Origin of the sequence: Halomonas sp. A020 (assembly GCF_027943625.1) — a bacterium.
In the GTDB taxonomy this organism is placed as follows: Bacteria; Pseudomonadota; Gammaproteobacteria; order Pseudomonadales; family Halomonadaceae; genus Vreelandella; species Vreelandella piezotolerans.
This window is the reverse complement of sequence record NZ_AP022850.1, coordinates 1,467,217-1,481,911: the sequence shown is the minus strand read 5'-3', so window position 1 is coordinate 1,481,911 and position 14,695 is coordinate 1,467,217. Positions and strand designations below refer to the sequence as shown.

General features: G+C 58.7%; 14 protein-coding genes and 4 tRNA genes. 6 read left to right on the top strand and 12 right to left on the bottom strand.

Going from position 1 to position 14,695, the window contains the following annotated elements:
* Window positions 1-58 precede the first annotated feature (58 nt).
* The 11 genes from rplJ to FRH_RS06785 all read right to left on the bottom strand — a co-directional run bounded on the left by rplJ (window position 59) and on the right by FRH_RS06785 (window position 5,633).
* Window positions 59-565 carry a 50S ribosomal protein L10 gene (gene rplJ / locus FRH_RS06835; RefSeq protein WP_139527865.1) on the bottom strand — a complete coding sequence of 169 codons (507 nt, stop codon included), beginning with the start codon at window positions 563-565 and terminating at the stop codon, window positions 59-61.
* Between the two features lie 298 nt (window positions 566-863).
* Entirely contained in the window at window positions 864-1,556 is a 693-nt protein-coding gene (gene rplA / locus FRH_RS06830; RefSeq protein ID WP_139527864.1) for a 50S ribosomal protein L1, read from the bottom strand.
* A gap of 2 nt (window positions 1,557-1,558) precedes the next feature.
* Window positions 1,559-1,990 carry a 50S ribosomal protein L11 gene (rplK, locus tag FRH_RS06825; protein WP_139527863.1) on the bottom strand — a complete coding sequence of 144 codons (432 nt, stop codon included), beginning with the start codon at window positions 1,988-1,990 and terminating at the stop codon, window positions 1,559-1,561.
* Window positions 1,991-2,112: 122 nt separating this feature from the next.
* Entirely contained in the window at window positions 2,113-2,646 is a 534-nt protein-coding gene (gene nusG / locus FRH_RS06820) for a transcription termination/antitermination protein NusG (protein WP_139527862.1), read from the bottom strand.
* A gap of 8 nt (window positions 2,647-2,654) precedes the next feature.
* Window positions 2,655-3,038 carry a preprotein translocase subunit SecE gene (gene secE, locus FRH_RS06815; protein ID WP_281997991.1) on the bottom strand — a complete coding sequence of 128 codons (384 nt, stop codon included), beginning with the start codon at window positions 3,036-3,038 and terminating at the stop codon, window positions 2,655-2,657.
* Between the two features lie 73 nt (window positions 3,039-3,111).
* A tRNA-Trp gene (locus FRH_RS06810) sits at window positions 3,112-3,187 on the bottom strand.
* Window positions 3,188-3,334: 147 nt separating this feature from the next.
* Window positions 3,335-3,409 (bottom strand) — tRNA-Thr (locus tag FRH_RS06805).
* Window positions 3,410-3,423: 14 nt separating this feature from the next.
* A tRNA-Gly gene (locus FRH_RS06800) sits at window positions 3,424-3,497 on the bottom strand.
* Between the two features lie 106 nt (window positions 3,498-3,603).
* A tRNA-Tyr gene (locus FRH_RS06795) sits at window positions 3,604-3,687 on the bottom strand.
* 126 nt (window positions 3,688-3,813) lie between these two features.
* Window positions 3,814-4,653, bottom strand: a complete 840-nt coding sequence (locus FRH_RS06790; RefSeq protein ID WP_139527860.1) for a type III pantothenate kinase — start codon at window positions 4,651-4,653, stop codon at window positions 3,814-3,816.
* Entirely contained in the window at window positions 4,650-5,633 is a 984-nt protein-coding gene (locus tag FRH_RS06785; protein WP_153843240.1) for a biotin--[acetyl-CoA-carboxylase] ligase, read from the bottom strand. The genes FRH_RS06790 and FRH_RS06785 overlap by 4 nt, the downstream gene beginning before the upstream one ends.
* A gap of 163 nt (window positions 5,634-5,796) precedes the next feature.
* Here FRH_RS06785 and typA point away from each other — a divergent pair, with 163 nt between their 5' ends.
* The 6 genes from typA (at window position 5,797) to FRH_RS06755 (ending at window position 13,349) form a co-directional block, all read left to right on the top strand.
* Complete coding sequence (gene typA / locus FRH_RS06780; protein ID WP_139527858.1) at window positions 5,797-7,623, top strand: translational GTPase TypA; 1,827 nt, start codon at window positions 5,797-5,799, stop codon at window positions 7,621-7,623.
* A 285-nt stretch (window positions 7,624-7,908) separates the two neighbouring features.
* A complete protein-coding gene (locus FRH_RS06775; RefSeq protein ID WP_139527857.1) occupies window positions 7,909-9,345 on the top strand; it encodes a sodium-dependent transporter in 1,437 nt (478 codons plus the stop codon).
* A 54-nt stretch (window positions 9,346-9,399) separates the two neighbouring features.
* On the top strand, window positions 9,400-10,170 hold the full coding sequence (locus FRH_RS06770) for an ABC transporter ATP-binding protein (RefSeq protein WP_153843242.1): 771 nt from the start codon (window positions 9,400-9,402) through the stop codon (window positions 10,168-10,170).
* Window positions 10,171-10,274: 104 nt separating this feature from the next.
* A complete protein-coding gene (locus tag FRH_RS06765) occupies window positions 10,275-11,003 on the top strand; it encodes an ABC transporter ATP-binding protein (RefSeq protein ID WP_153843243.1) in 729 nt (242 codons plus the stop codon).
* Window positions 11,004-11,019: 16 nt separating this feature from the next.
* Entirely contained in the window at window positions 11,020-12,024 is a 1,005-nt protein-coding gene (locus FRH_RS06760) for a branched-chain amino acid ABC transporter permease (protein WP_058579848.1), read from the top strand.
* A complete protein-coding gene (locus FRH_RS06755) occupies window positions 12,024-13,349 on the top strand; it encodes a branched-chain amino acid ABC transporter permease (RefSeq protein WP_153843244.1) in 1,326 nt (441 codons plus the stop codon). The genes FRH_RS06760 and FRH_RS06755 overlap by 1 nt, the downstream gene beginning before the upstream one ends.
* Before the next feature lie 75 nt (window positions 13,350-13,424).
* Here the strand turns inward: FRH_RS06755 and FRH_RS06750 are convergent, their stop codons facing one another.
* Window positions 13,425-14,633, bottom strand: coding sequence for an ABC transporter substrate-binding protein (locus tag FRH_RS06750; RefSeq protein WP_139527852.1), 1,209 nt, complete (start codon window positions 14,631-14,633; stop codon window positions 13,425-13,427).
* Between the last annotated feature and the right edge of the window lie 62 nt (window positions 14,634-14,695).

The following is a 14,695-nucleotide window of genomic DNA, read 5'->3' as shown; positions in this document are numbered from 1 at the left end:
TGCTTGGTTCAGGCAACGCTACGACTCGATCGTTCACGCCGCCTGCAAGAAACGCTGCTTAGGCAGCTTCGGCTTCTTGCTTTTGGTCGCGCAGTGCGGCCAAAGTACGAACCAGCTTGCCAGCTGAGGCTTCTTTCATGACCGACATCAACTTGGCAATCGCCTCGTCGTAGGTCGGCAGGGTTGCTAGACGATCGATGTCAGCAGCCGGAATCAGCTCACCTTCGTAGGCCAACGCTTTGACTTCGAAGTTCTTCTCGTCTTTGGCGAAATCCTTGAACAGACGAGCGGCAGCGCCCGGATGCTCAGTAGAGAAAGCCAGCAGAGTAGGACCAACAAAGCTCTCGTTCAGGCACTCCCACTGAGTGCCTTCGAGTGCGCGGCGAGCCAGCGTGTTACGAACAACGCGAAGCTCTACACCGTTCTCGCGGGCCTGCTTACGCAGATCGGTCATTTTGCTGACCGTAACGCCACGAGAATCGGCAACTACGACGGAGAGTGCGCCCTTGGCCGCTTCACTGACCTCGGCAACAATCGCTTTCTTGCCTTCAAGTGCTAGTGGCACAGTGATCACTCCTTCGTGCCGGAACCCATCAAGGCTCCGGTGGTTACCATCTCTTCCAAGGCATACTGCTGGCCTTGGAAGCCTTGGGGGATGGTGCTCACCAGAAAGCGGCTTGCGAAAAGCGTTAACCAACTGGCGGCCACACCATCTGCGCAGGCGCTCTAGGGCGATTAAGCCGCCCCGTCTCAAAAGACGAGGCGGCACCTGCGGTCTTTGACGGCGCCTCGCTCGACTGACTGCCTAGCGAGGGACCGCAAAGTTCTTGCTCGGTACTTACTAAAACCTGCCGACGACTCGCTTATACCAGCGCAGAGTGGTCGATGGTCAAACCCGGGCCCATGGTAGTGGACAGGGTAATTTTCTTAAAGTAGATGCCTTTGGAGGAGCTCGGCTTGAGCTTCTTCAGGTCAGCTACCAGTGCTTCCAAGTTGCCCTGAACGGACGCCGCGTCAAAATCCACTTTACCTAGGGTCGTGTGGATGATGCCGTTCTTATCGGTACGGAAACGCACCTGACCCGCTTTGGCATTTTTGACCGCCGTCGCCACGTCAGGCGTCACGGTGCCTACTTTCGGGTTCGGCATCAGGCCACGCGGACCAAGAATTTGGCCCAACTGACCGACAACGCGCATCGCATCCGGAGAGGCGATGACCACGTCGAAGTCCATTTGGCCTTTTTTGACTTGCTCAGCCAGATCGTCCATACCCACGATGTCAGCACCGGCTTCTTTAGCCGCATCAGCATTGGCACCTTGGGTGAAGACGGCTACGCGAACGTCTTTACCAGTACCGTTAGGCATGACGGTAGCGCCACGTACGACCTGATCGGATTTACGCGGATCAACACCCAGGTTGATCGCCACATCCAGAGACTCTTTGAACTTGACAGTCGACAGCTCGGAAAGTAGCGCAACGGCTTCTTCCAGAGAGTACGCTTTGTTCGGGTCTACTTTCTCGCGAATGACTTTCGCGCGCTTAGACAATTTAGCCATGATCAGAGACCCTCCACGTTTAAGCCCATGCTACGAGCGCTACCAGCGATGGTGCGCACCGCGGCGTCGAGATCAGCAGCCGTCATATCCGGCTCTTTGGTCTTGGCGATCTCTTCGAGCTGCTCGCGAGTCACGGTACCGACTTTCTTCTTGTTCGGCTCACCAGAACCGGATTTGATGCCGGCTGCTTTCTTGAGCAGAACGGCGGCCGGCGGTGTTTTGGTGACGAACGTGAAGCTACGGTCAGAGTAGACAGTGATCACGACAGGCGTCGGCAAGCCCGGCTCAATCTCTTGAGTCGCAGCGTTGAACGCCTTACAGAATTCCATGATGTTCACGCCGTGCTGACCCAGCGCGGGGCCTACGGGCGGACTCGGGTTGGCTTTACCTGCAGCAACCTGCAGTTTGATATAAGCCTGTACTTTCTTGGCCATGGTAAATACTCCAGTTGGGTGATAGCGCCTGACGGCTCCCCGGTACGCGTAAAGCAGCGCTGGGCTGCTTTACATGAATCCAGACTGGCGCGCATAGGACACCAGCCTGCAACATTTTGAGATTACTCTTTTTCTACCTGCGAGAACTCGAGCTCAACAGGCGTTGCACGCCCGAAGATCAGCACGCTGACCTGCAGGCGGCTCTTGTCGTAGTTCACCTCTTCAACGACACCGTTGAAGTCAGCAAACGGACCATCGATGACACGAACGGACTGACCCGGCTCGAACATGGTTTTGGGTCGCGGCTTGTCGGTGCCGTCTTTCACACGACGCAGAATGGCTTCCGCCTCGCGACTGGTAATCGCTGCGGGCTTCTCTTTGGTGCCGCCAATGAACCCCATGACACGCGGCGTTTCATTCACCAGGTGCCAAGTTTCATCCACCATTTCCATCTCGACTAACACGTAGCCCGGATAGAACTTGCGCTCACTCTTGCGGCGCTTACCGTCACGCATCTCAACCACTTCTTCCGTCGGCACCAGGATCTCGCCAAAGCGATCTTCCATGCCGTACATCTTCACACGCTCGATAAGCGAGCGCATGACATGCTTTTCGAAGCCGGAATAAGCGTGGACGACGTACCAACGTTTGGACATGAAAACTCCTAACCAATGACGCCGGACATCGCCCAGCCAAGAAGAGTATCGATCAACCACAGCATCAGACCCACCACCAGCACAGCCACTAGCACGATCGCCGTGGTTTGGATGGTTTCAGGACGGGTCGGCCATACAACGCGCTGAATCTCTTTCTTGGCGCTGATGGCAAGCTCAACCAAGTCACGACCTTTGGTGGTTGTTAAGGCGATCAAACCCGCAAGCGCACACAACATCACCACACCTAAGACGCGGTAGAGCAGGCCAACATCGGTGAAATAGGTATTACCAACGACTGCAACGACAAGCAGCGCCACAACCGCCGCCCACTTGAGCCCGTCATGGCGCGTCTGTTGCACCTCTTCGCCATGTTTTACGGAACTAGGCTTCATAAAAACGAGACTCCCAAGGGTGCAGCGAGCGACAAAGGAATTCTAGAAAAAGACATACCAACCTGGGGAAGGTTGGCAGGCCAGGAGGGAATCGAACCCCCAACCTGCGGTTTTGGAGACCGCTGCTCTGCCAATTGAGCTACTGGCCTGTATCGTCACGTGCGCAAGCAAACGCCTACGCAACAGCGGGCGCCATGATAGCGGAGAAACCCCCACCTGACAACCCTTACTTTTACCCTCCACCCAATGGGAGAGCAAAGACAAAAAAAGCGAGCTTCGCTCGCTTTTTTGCAATATGGAGCTCATGGACGGAATTGAACCGTCGACCTCACCCTTACCAAGGGTGTGCTCTACCCCTGAGCTACATGAGCCAAACACATCAAACTGGAGCGGGCGGCGGGAATCGAACCCGCACCATCAGCTTGGAAGGCTGAGGTTCTACCATTGAACTACGCCCGCCGAACTTGCCTGTAGAATGACAATCCGTTGCACGAGAAACAGTAGCTAATGCCCGCTTACCGGCGTTTCATTCCCAAACGCTGACTAACTCAGCGCTCGATCAATCTGGTGGAGAGGGAAGGATTCGAACCTTCGAAGCTTTCGCGGCAGATTTACAGTCTGCTCCCTTTGGCCACTCGGGAACCTCTCCAGCTGTGGCGGCACATTATGCCAGCCTCCAAAACGGTGTCAAGCCTGCAAACCCTTTATTTATCAAAGCTTGCTGGAAGCAGCACTTTCAAAGCACGGCATCCGCTCTGGAACGCGCTGCATTCTGTCAAAGCAGCATCGAGAATGCAAGGCCTGCACGAATTTTTTCTAATGATACCGGCTCTGGCACTCGCGGCGCGCCCGACATCTTTCCAGCACGTTCGGCAAACGTGAGCGGATAGCAGGCCTCCAACCCACCATAGACCATGTCGGGCCACACTGCGTGAGGCACTTGCACGCCACGGGATACCACACGGGCATCGCCGCCGGTCAGCAGCACCGGTAGTGTCACCCCCTGCTGATCGCATACTTCACTGTAAATGCGGTTGATGGCGCTAACGGCGGCCATGTAAATACCATGGTTCACCGCATCCACCGTGCGCCTTCCCGGCTCTAGTAGCGCATCGGCTTCGCTTTCCGGATCGATGGCGACATTGCGTGTCCCCAGCTTCAGGCTCTCTTTCATCAGCCGCAGTCCTGGGATGATAAAACCACCCAAATGCATACCACCCGGTAAGACGAAGTCGATGGTAATGGCACTCCCGCAATCCACCGCGCAGCACCCCCCCGCCAGCTGGTAGCCTGCCAGCGCCCCCATCCAGCGGTCGACGCCGAGTCGCCCCGGCTCCTCGTAGCCGTTGACGACACCGAGCGCCTCTGACGTCGAGCGAGCCACGTAGACATGGCGCACCTGGCGCCGCAGCAGCGCGACGGTCTCTTCAAGCACGGCCGTCCTGGCCACGCTGGAGATACGTACCGCTTCCACGACGTCCAAATCGGGAATGTCTGCCCCGGGACGCCACTCCTCTCGCGTCCACACGGCGCCTCGCGAACGGATCTCGCTGCTCTCGGCATCCTTGAGCCGCCACTTCGACAGCGTGTTGCCGATATCCAAATCCAAAATCATAGGCGCCTACGTACGCTAATCTCACCGCCGACCAGGCGTCGCGAGTAACCATTTTCAGTAACCCATAGGTTACCACTTTCATCGACATCCCCGGCGACGGCATCGCTGGACCGCTCGCCTTGAATCACACGGATGGGCAGGCCTGCGTAGGCATGCCGCTGATTCCAGGCATTCAGCCAGGGAGCAAACCCGCGGGTTTCGAACCCTGCCAGCATGTTCAAAAGCCCTGCTACCATGTCTGCCGCTAGCTGATTACGCGAAATGCCCGGCTGCGCATCGAACAGCGCCGCCACCGGCTGGTCGATCGTGGCGCGCAAGCTATCTGGCAATGACAGATTCATGCCCATGCCGATGACCACTTCGCAGGGGCCAGCCGCGTCGCCGGTCACCTCGATCAAAATACCGGCCAGCTTACCGAGTTCACCACCCTGCTCGGCCAGCAGCACATCGTTGGGCCACTTCAACTTGGGCGACACACCATAACGTTCGAGCACTTGGGAGACCACCACACCGACGGCCAGACTAAGCCCCTCCAGCGCATTGATGCCGGACTCGAAGCGCCACCCCATCGACACCATTAGGCTCTGCCCCCAGGGAGTCGACCACACTCGCCCCCGGCGACCACGCCCAGCCGTTTGCAGCTCGACGAAGCAGACCTCGCCATGCCCCGCCCCTTGCGAAAAGCGTTCGCGCAGATATTCGTTACTGGACGGCAGCTGATCTTCGACGAATAGCCGTGTCAGCAAATGGCGGGCATCGGCGGGCAGCCGTTCGACGATCTTGGCGCCCTCCAGCGGTTCTAACGGGTAGGCGAGCCGGTAGCCGCGCCCTTTGACGGCCACCAGCTCGACACCCAGCGCCTCTAATTTTTTTAGTTGTTTCCACACGGCGGCTCGGGAAACGCCCAGCGCTTCGCCTAATTGTTCACCGGAATGAACCTCGCCATCGCTTAACAAACGCATCAGGTTACCGATGGTCATGTGCTTGCCCCAACTGGGAAAACGCCTATCTTAACGGAAGCGTCACAACAGCGAAAACTGCCGCGTTTAGGTTATTGACTTGCTGCTTTGTTTAAGACAGCGCTGGTAGTAGACCATCCCCAGACCCTATAATGCCGCCCTATTTTTCCAGCAGGATCGCGTCGTGATCGAGAATCTTCGCAACATTGCCATCATCGCCCACGTAGACCACGGTAAAACTACCTTGGTAGACAAACTGTTAAGCCAGTCCGGAACGCTCGACCGCAAGGCCGAAGGCCAAGAGCGCATCATGGACTCGAATGACCAGGAAAAGGAGCGCGGTATTACCATCCTGGCCAAAAACACCGCTATTCAGTGGCAGGATGGTAATGGCAAGGGTTACCACATCAATATCGTCGACACGCCTGGGCACGCCGACTTCGGTGGTGAAGTCGAGCGCGTCATGTCCATGGTGGACTCGGTACTGCTACTGGTCGACGCCGTTGACGGCCCGATGCCGCAGACCCGCTTCGTGACCCAAAAAGCGTTCTCCCAGGGCCTGAAGCCGATCGTCGTCGTCAACAAGATCGACCGTCCTGGCGCGCGCCCCGACTGGGTCATCGATCAAATTTTCGATCTATTCGACAACCTCGGCGCCACCGACGAGCAGCTCGACTTCCCGATCATCTACTGCTCGGCGTTGAACGGCATTGCCGGCATGGATCCGGAAGAGCTGGCCGACAACATGGACCCGATGTTCCAAGCCATCGTGGACATCGTCGAGCCGCCGAAGGTCGAAGTCGACGGCCCCTTCCAGATGCAGATCTCAGCGCTGGACTACAACAGCTACGTCGGCGTCATCGGCCTGGGCCGCATCACTCGCGGCAGCGTCAAGCCGAACCAGCAAATCAGCGTGATCACTAAAGAAGGCAAGACCCGTAAGGGTAAGGTCGGCCAGGTGATGACCCATATGGGCCTCGAGCGAGTGCAGACCGATGAAGCCACTGCTGGCGATATCGTCTGCATCACCGGCATCGAAGATCTAGCGATCTCCGACACGCTGTGCGACGTGAATAATGTCGAAGCGCTGCCGCCGCTGACCGTCGATGAGCCGACCGTCTCCATGACGTTCCAGGTCAACGACTCGCCGTTCGCCGGTAAAGACGGCAAGTTCGTTACCAGCCGCAATATCAAGGATCGTCTGGATCAAGAACTGATCCACAACGTGGCGCTGCGCGTCGAGCAGGGCGAAACCCCCGAGAAGTTCAAAGTCTCTGGCCGTGGCGAGTTGCACCTGTCGGTGTTGATCGAAACCATGCGCCGTGAAGGCTTCGAGCTGGCCGTTGGCCGTCCGGAGGTCATCATCAAAGAGATCGACGGCGTCAAGCAGGAGCCCTACGAAGAAGTCATCATCGACTGTGAAGAGCAGCACCAAGGCTCGATCATGGAAGAGCTCGGCTACCGCAAGGGCGAAATGACCAACATGAACCCGGATGGTAAAGGCCGTGTTCGACTGGACTTCATCATTCCCGCCCGTGGTTTGATCGGTTTCCGCGGCCAGTTCCTGACCCTGACGTCTGGTACCGGCATTCTAACTAGCCGCTTTGATCACTACGGCCCGCTGAAGCCCGACGCCGCCATCGAGCGTCGTAATGGCGTCATGGTCTCCATGGTCGACGGCAAAGCGCTGGCCTACGCGCTTTACACGCTGCAAGAGCGTGGCAAGCTGATCGTCGACCACGGCACCGAGGTGTACGAAGGTATGCTGATCGGTATCCATAGCCGTGCCAACGACCTGGTGGTCAACCCCACCAAAGGTAAGAAGCTGGATAACATGCGCGCCTCGGGCAACGACGAGAACATCGTACTGACCCCGCCAGTGAAGTTCACTCTGGAGCAAGCCATCGAATTCCTCGATTCCGATGAACTGGTCGAAGTAACGCCGAGCTTTATCCGCCTACGTAAGAAACTGCTCAAAGAGAACGAGCGCAAGCGCTCCAGCAAAAAGTAAGCTGACCGCTGCCGACACAAAGCCCGCCACCGCGCGGGCTTTTTTATGTAAGTTCTCAGCGTAGCAACCTTTTTCGTACGACAGCCCCTCTAGCCGCGCGTTTTGGTTCATCGCCAAGCGTGCTCGTTAACGCACCCTAAACGCTAGTACGCTGGAAAGCGCTGACGTTCTATCGCAAAGTAGCGCTATTCTCAGCACGCCCTCGGGGTGCTGACATGCCATAATTCATACAAGTGTTTGGATACTTACCCCCATCCTGGCACCCCTATACGGACACTCCTTCACATGAGCGGTCATAACGTCTGGACACACAAAGGCACGTTTTTATTGGCGGCGGTGGGCTCTGCCGTCGGTCTCGGCAACCTCTGGCGCTTTCCCTACCTCACCGGTGAAAATGGGGGCGGCGCGTTCATCCTGATTTACGCGCTGACCATTTTTGCCGTGGGCATTCCTATCCTCATCGCTGAAACCATGCTGGGGCGCACCAGCCGTCAAAGCCCTATCATGGGTATGCGGCATTTGACTAAAACGCATCGCACATCACGGGCGTGGGAGTCGATAGGCTGGCTGGGCGCCGCCTCCGCTTTTTTGATTTTGAGCTTTTACTCGGTGATCGCGGGCTGGGCGCTGCACTACACCTGGCTGATGCTCACCGGTTCGCTGGTTGGCGCAGACGCGCAAACCATCAGCGAGGGCTTCAATGCGCTGCTCGCCTCGCCCGGATTAATGACGCTGTACCACACGCTGTTCATCGTGGGCTCCGCGCTGATCGTCGGGATGGGTATTCATAAAGGCATAGAGTCGGGCCTGCGCATCATGATGCCTGCGCTGTTCGTCATTCTGATCGTGGTGCTGATTTACGGCATCATCAATGGCGATGTGGGCGCGGCAGCGAGCTTCCTGTTCACCTTCAACATTGGCGATCTCAGCTTGGAAGGCTGGCTGCAGGCCATGGGTCAATCGTTCTTTACCCTAAGCCTCGGTATGGGCGCGATCATGGCTTACGGCGCTTATATGTCCAGCGACGCGTCGCTCACACGGACGGCCATTGCCGTCGCGTTCGTCGATACCGCCGTTGCCATGGTCGCGGGCCTGGCCATTTTCTCGCTGGTGTTCGGCGCGGGCCTGGAAACCGGCCAGGGCCCCGGGCTGATGTTCGTGACGCTGCCGCTGGCCTTTGCCGAGATGCCGTTTGGCGCCTTGGTCGGTGGTGTGTTCTTCATTCTGGTATTGGGGGCCGCCATTAGCTCCTCCATTTCGCTGATCGAGCCGGTCGCGGCGTTCCTGGTCGAGCGCTTCGACATGACGCGTCCCCAGGCGGTCACCATCATGGTCGTTGCGGCTTGGGCCATGGGGCTACTCACGGTGGTCAGCTTCAACGTCTGGGCAGAAGGCACGATTTTCCATACGCTGTTTGGACGCAGCGCCTTCGATGTCATCGAGCTGCTGACCAATATCTTCATGCCGCTGGGTGGCCTGTTGATCGCCCTGTTTGCCGGCTGGGCGCTGACCCAGAGCGAAGTCATGAAAGAGCTCGGCACCAATGCCACCTGGTTCGCTTTCTGGCGCTTTTTAGTGCGCTTCGTCGGGCCGGCGGCGGTATCGTTCGTCTTTTTACGTACGATACCCCACATCGAGGGGTATCTGATTCCAACGCTCGGCGCACTGCTCATCGTGGCGGCTTTTGCGCTTGCCCAGCGTCTGCGCCACTCTAAACCTTGATAACAATATCCCTGCTGCAGGCGGTGACGAGGCCGCCTGCCTTACGAGGACACCATGCAACCGCTTATCGAAGTACAACACGTCAATAAAGCGTTCGGTGGGCTACACGTCATCAACGACTGTTCGATCCAAGTCGAGAAAGGGTCGATCACCGGCATGATCGGCCCTAACGGAGCCGGTAAATCGACGCTCTTCAACCTGATCGCCGGGGCGCTGACGCCGGACAGCGGGCAGATCCTGCTCGATGGCGAAGACATCACCACCTTGAGCGCCGACCAGCGTTTCCACAAAGGACTGCTACGCACCTTTCAAATTGCCCACGAGTTCAGCCAGATGAGCGCGCTGGAAAATTTGATGATGGTGCCCCCCCGGCAGGCCGGTGAAAATCTGTTCAATACTTGGTTCAAGCCATCGCTGGTGCGCGAGCAAGAGGCCGAGGTGCGCCGCCGCGCGCTGGAGGTCATCGACTTCGTCGGCCTGCACCATGTGCGCAACGAACTTGCGGGCAACCTCTCCGGCGGACAGAAGAAGCTTCTGGAGCTTGGCCGCACCATGATGACCGATGCCAAGATCGTCCTGCTCGATGAAATCGCCGCGGGGGTGAACCGTACGCTTCTGGGCGATTTAATGGGCAATATCGAGCGGCTCAACCGTGAGATGGGCTACACCTTCCTGGTCATCGAGCACGACATGGACATGATTTCGCGGCTCTGCGATCCGGTCATCGTACTGGCCCAGGGCAGCGTCATGGTGGAAGGACACATCGAAGCGATACAGAACGACCCGGCAGTCATCGAGGCCTACTTCGGCTCGGATGCCGCCTGACCCCGGCAATACGCTTCACACCGTCACGACCAACAGCCCACCCACGGCTACAACAACATGATCGCGTCTGGAGACCCCAGCGCGACGCTTGCTGAGACGCGTTTATGTCATCGACACAGGCATCACCCCAGCCACTGCTTGAAGCACGCGACGTGCACGGCGGTTATGGCAGTATGAACATTTTGAACGGGGTCGATATGACCCTGTATGCCGACGAGGTCGGCGTCATCGTCGGCCCCAATGGCGCGGGAAAATCCACCATGCTCAAAGCCGTATTTGGGCTTCTGAACGTCAACCAGGGCGAAATCCTGCTCAACGGCCAACCCATCCACAATTTACCGCCCAACCAACTCGTGGAGCGAGGCATGGGCTTCGTCCCCCAGGAGAAAAACGTCTTCCCCAGCCTCTCGGTGAAAGAGAACCTGGAGATGGGCGCCTACCTGAAGCCGCAGAACGTCAAGCGCATGCTGGAACAGGTGTACGACTTCTTCCCGCCGCTGGTCGAGAAGCGCCACCAGCCGGCGGGCGAGCTCTCCGGCGGCCAGCGCCAGATGGTGGCCATGGGTCGTGCACTGATGGCAGAGCCCAGCCTGCTGCTGCTAGACGAGCCCACGGCCGGATTATCGCCACTCTATATGAATGAGATCTTTGATCGCGTGAAGAAGATCAACGCCGCGGGTGTGGGCATCTTGATGGTCGAGCAGAACGCCAAGCAGGCCTTGGCGATTGCCGATAAAGGCTTTGTCCTGGCAGCAGGCCAGAACCGCTTTACGGATACCGGGGCGGCTCTGCTGGCCGACCCCGATGTCGCCAAAAGCTTTTTGGGCGGCTAGCCCGGGGGAGAAACGCGTGAACGAACTGGCTTTTTTCATTAATAACGTGGTGATTGCGGGCAGCGTCACCGGCTCGATTTATGCCATTGGCGCGATTGGCGTGACGCTGATTTTCAGCATCATGCGTTTTGCCCACTTTGCCCATGCCGACATGATGACCTTCGGTGCCTTCATGGTGCTGCTGCTCACCACCGCTTTCCCTGCCGTCGGCGCCAGCATTGGCGTCCCCACGGCGCTGATCATGCTGCCCCTGGCGATGCTACTCACCGCCCTACTCGCCGTCGGCATCGATAAGGCCTTCTATAAGCCGCTACGCGCCCATGGCGTAAAGCCCATCGTCATGGTGATTGGCTCGCTGGGGGTCACACTGATGCTACAGGGCTTGATTCGCTTGTTCTCGGGTACCGGCGGGCAGAGTCTGTATGTCGATGACCGCAAAGAGATCTTTCGTCTAGCGCTACCGTTCGAAGGCGCGCGGGCACCGATCGTGATCACCGAACCGCAGATCTATCTGTTCGTGATCACCATCGTTGCGGTGATGGCGCTCCACCTGTTCCTCAACCGTTCACGGTTAGGCAAAGCCATGCGCGCCATGTCGGATAATCCGGAGCTGGCCCAGGCATCGGGCATTAATACCAATACCATCGTGGCGGTCACCTGGGTGATTGCGGGCGGCCTCGCAGCGATTGCGGGCACGCTGCTCTCGTTGGACGTGACCTTCAAACCGGACCTGAGCTTCTTCCTGCTGCTACCGATTTTCGCGGCAGCCATCGTCGGCGGAGTGGGCCATCCTTATGGCGCGATTGCCGGTGGGTTCGTGGTGGGCTTTGCCGAAACCTTGGCCGTCTTCAACTGGAACGTGCTGCTGCGCCCCTTCCAAGACAGTTTTCCCGAGTGGCTGGCGCTGCCGTCGAATCTTGCCTTCGTGGGTACTGAATACAAAATCGTGGTGCCGTTCTTCATTCTGGTGGCCATCCTGGTGTGGCGCCCGACCGGCCTGTTCAAAGGCAAGGTGATCTAATGAGCCATCCAACCAATACTCGCAACCCGGCCTACACGCCGAAAGACGCCACCCCGCAGCGCCGCTTCCCGCTGCGCGAGCTGGTGCTGTTTGGTGCGCTGCTGCTCGCCGTTTTGGCGGTATATGCCCTGATGGGTGCGGCCTACAGCACGCGCATGCTGGTCGAAGCCGCCTGTTACGCCATTCTCGCTTTGGGCCTGACGATTCAGTGGGGCTACGCCGGGCAGTTCAATGCCGGGGTGATGGGCTTCGTCGCCCTCGGCGGCTTCTGCGCCATGCTGTTTAGCGTACCGGTCAACGACGCCTTTTGGGGTACCGAGCTGCCGGGCGAGCTAGGCCAAGTGCTGCTCTATGGCCTTGCGGCCACGGTCGTGGTCATCGGTGCCACCAAACTCGACCGCTTGGGTGTGCCCAAAACGCTGCGCACCGTGATCGCCGTAGTGCTGGCGGTGGTACTCTACCTCGTCGTGATCAGTCTGCTGCGCGATGTCACCAGCCAAATTCAGTCCCAGGCGGGCTTTGTGGGCGGATTTGGCCTGCCGCCTTGGGTGGGCTGGATCGTTGGAGGCGCGCTGGCCGGTGGCGTGGGCTACTTCATCGGCCATGTGTGTCTTGGGCTGCGCAGCGACTACTTGGCGATTGCCACCCTGGGTATTGCCGAGATCATCAAGGCGTTTTTGAAAAACTCCGACTGGCTGACCCGCGGCACGGCCACGGTCTCGCCGCTGCCTTGGCCCACGCCTGGCCCTGCCGAACTCGGCTTTACCCTCTCCCGCGCCATCTATCTATCGGTGACGGCGGTGGTCATTGCGGTGATCTTCTTCCTGCTGCACCGTGCTTATCACGCCCCTTGGGGGCGAATGATTCGCGCGATCCGCGACAACGAAGTCTCATCGGCGGCCATGGGTAAGGACATCAACAAGCGTCGCCTGGAGATTTTCGTGCTGGGCTGCATTTTGATGGGCCTGGGGGGCGGCATGTTGGGCACGTTCAACAGCCTGTTCGATCCGCAGGGCTACCTACCGCTGAACCACACCTTTCTGGTGCTGGTGATGGTCATCCTGGGCGGCCCCGGCAATAACCTGGGCACCATTTTTGGTGCGGTGGCCGTCTACATCATCTGGATCATGTCCGAGCCGCTGGCGCTGTTTTTGATGGAGCTGTTCGTCGCACTCGGAGAGAACGCCTTTGGCTGGGAGGCACCCAGCAATATGGACAGTCGAGCGCTTCAAGCACGAGTTCTGGTGATCGGCATGCTGATCACCCTGGTACTGCGCTTTGCCCCCAAAGGGCTGCTGCCTGAAAAGATCAAAAGCCACGGCTAATGACACAGGCATCGCCCAACGAAAAGCGCCCCGCTCAATGAGCGGGGCGCTGTGTTATGTAGCGATGGTAACGGCTTACAGGTCCACTTGCCCTTTGCTGGTAAAGGTGCCGTTTTCTACAGCCATCTCGACGACCACGCCCGGTACATCGCCGTTGTCATCGAACTCGTGGGAGCCGGAGGCGCCTTCGTAGTTGATGTCCGTCCCCGCAGCGATCAGCTCGACGGCTTTCTCCCACTCACCGGGCAGGATCACTTCACCGGGCGCACTCGATACGCTGCGCAGGGCTTCCGAGAGCCCTTCACGGTCTGCGCTGCCGTTCTGCTCGATGGCTAGCGCAATCAGGAAGGCCGCATCGTATGCCTGAGCCGCAAACACGGCGCTGGGGTCGATATCCGCCTCAGTCGCTGCGTTGTTAAATATTTCGGTGCCGGGTAGCTCTGGGCTGCCGGGGCGAGTGGCAATCATGCCATCCAATACGTCGGCACCGATCGCTTCGACTAGGCTGTCGCCCACCATCCCGTCAGCGCCCACGTACTGGGTGAACATGCCACTCTCATAGGCTTGACGCAGTACCGTTTGGCCAGACGTGTCAGCGTAGGCCAGGACGACGAGGGTATCGGCACCGCTGGCGGAGAGCGAGCCCAGCTCGGAGCGGTAGTCGGCGCGGTTATCTTCGTGGGCGAGGTTCTCGGCCACTTCGCCGCCACCGGCGGTAAACGCGGCGCTAAAGGCGTCCGACAGACCACGTCCATAGTCGTTGTTGACGAAGGTAACGGCCACATAGTCGATGCCTTTATCCAGCAGCAGCTTGGCCAGCATTTCCCCCTGGAAGGCGTCCGACGGCACGGTACGGAAAACCAGATCGTTGTCGTCCAGCTCCGATACCGCAGGCGCGGTCGATGCTGGCGACACCATCAGCACACCGCCAGGGATCGCGGCGTTGTTGGCAGCGGCAATCGTGGCACCGGTGCATAACGCCCCAACGATGGCCGTGACGTTCTCGGAGTTCACCATGCGGTCGGCGGCGTTGGAGGCGGCCGACGCATCGGAACAGGTGGTATCGCCCGAAGGCATGGCCAGGGTTTGCCCCCCCAAGATACCGCCCTGCGCGTTGACCTGTTCGACCGCCAGCTGAGCCCCAGCAAAGATCGGCGGTGTCAGACTCTCGATCCCCCCCGTAAAGCCGCCCAAGAAGCCAACTTTGACCTCCGCTTGGGCCATCCCGGTTAAAGCAAGTGATGAGGCCGCTACGGCAATGGCTAGTGCGCGCTTATTGATCATATTATTTGTCGCTCCCAGTAGATTGAGTGCCCTGACCGTCCAGCGCAGGGCTACCCATAATC

Bases quoted from the DNA above. Each gene is read 5' to 3' on its own strand.
- rplA (WP_139527864.1), bottom strand. From the start codon at position 1,556: ATGGCTAAATTGTCTAAGCGCGCGAAAGTCATTCGCGAGAAAGTAGAC.
- rplK (WP_139527863.1), bottom strand. From the start codon at position 1,990: ATGGCCAAGAAAGTACAGGCTTATATCAAACTGCAGGTTGCTGCAGGT.
- nusG (WP_139527862.1), bottom strand. From the start codon at position 2,646: ATGTCCAAACGTTGGTACGTCGTCCACGCTTATTCCGGCTTCGAAAAG.
- secE (WP_281997991.1), bottom strand. From the start codon at position 3,038: ATGAAGCCTAGTTCCGTAAAACATGGCGAAGAGGTGCAACAGACGCGC.
- FRH_RS06790 (WP_139527860.1), bottom strand. From the start codon at position 4,653: ATGATTTTGGATTTGGATATCGGCAACACGCTGTCGAAGTGGCGGCTC.
- FRH_RS06785 (WP_153843240.1), bottom strand. From the start codon at position 5,633: ATGACCATCGGTAACCTGATGCGTTTGTTAAGCGATGGCGAGGTTCAT.
- FRH_RS06775 (WP_139527857.1), top strand. From the start codon at position 7,909: ATGAGCGGTCATAACGTCTGGACACACAAAGGCACGTTTTTATTGGCG.
- FRH_RS06770 (WP_153843242.1), top strand. From the start codon at position 9,400: ATGCAACCGCTTATCGAAGTACAACACGTCAATAAAGCGTTCGGTGGG.
- FRH_RS06765 (WP_153843243.1), top strand. From the start codon at position 10,275: ATGTCATCGACACAGGCATCACCCCAGCCACTGCTTGAAGCACGCGAC.
- FRH_RS06755 (WP_153843244.1), top strand. From the start codon at position 12,024: ATGAGCCATCCAACCAATACTCGCAACCCGGCCTACACGCCGAAAGAC.
- FRH_RS06750 (WP_139527852.1), bottom strand. From the start codon at position 14,633: ATGATCAATAAGCGCGCACTAGCCATTGCCGTAGCGGCCTCATCACTT.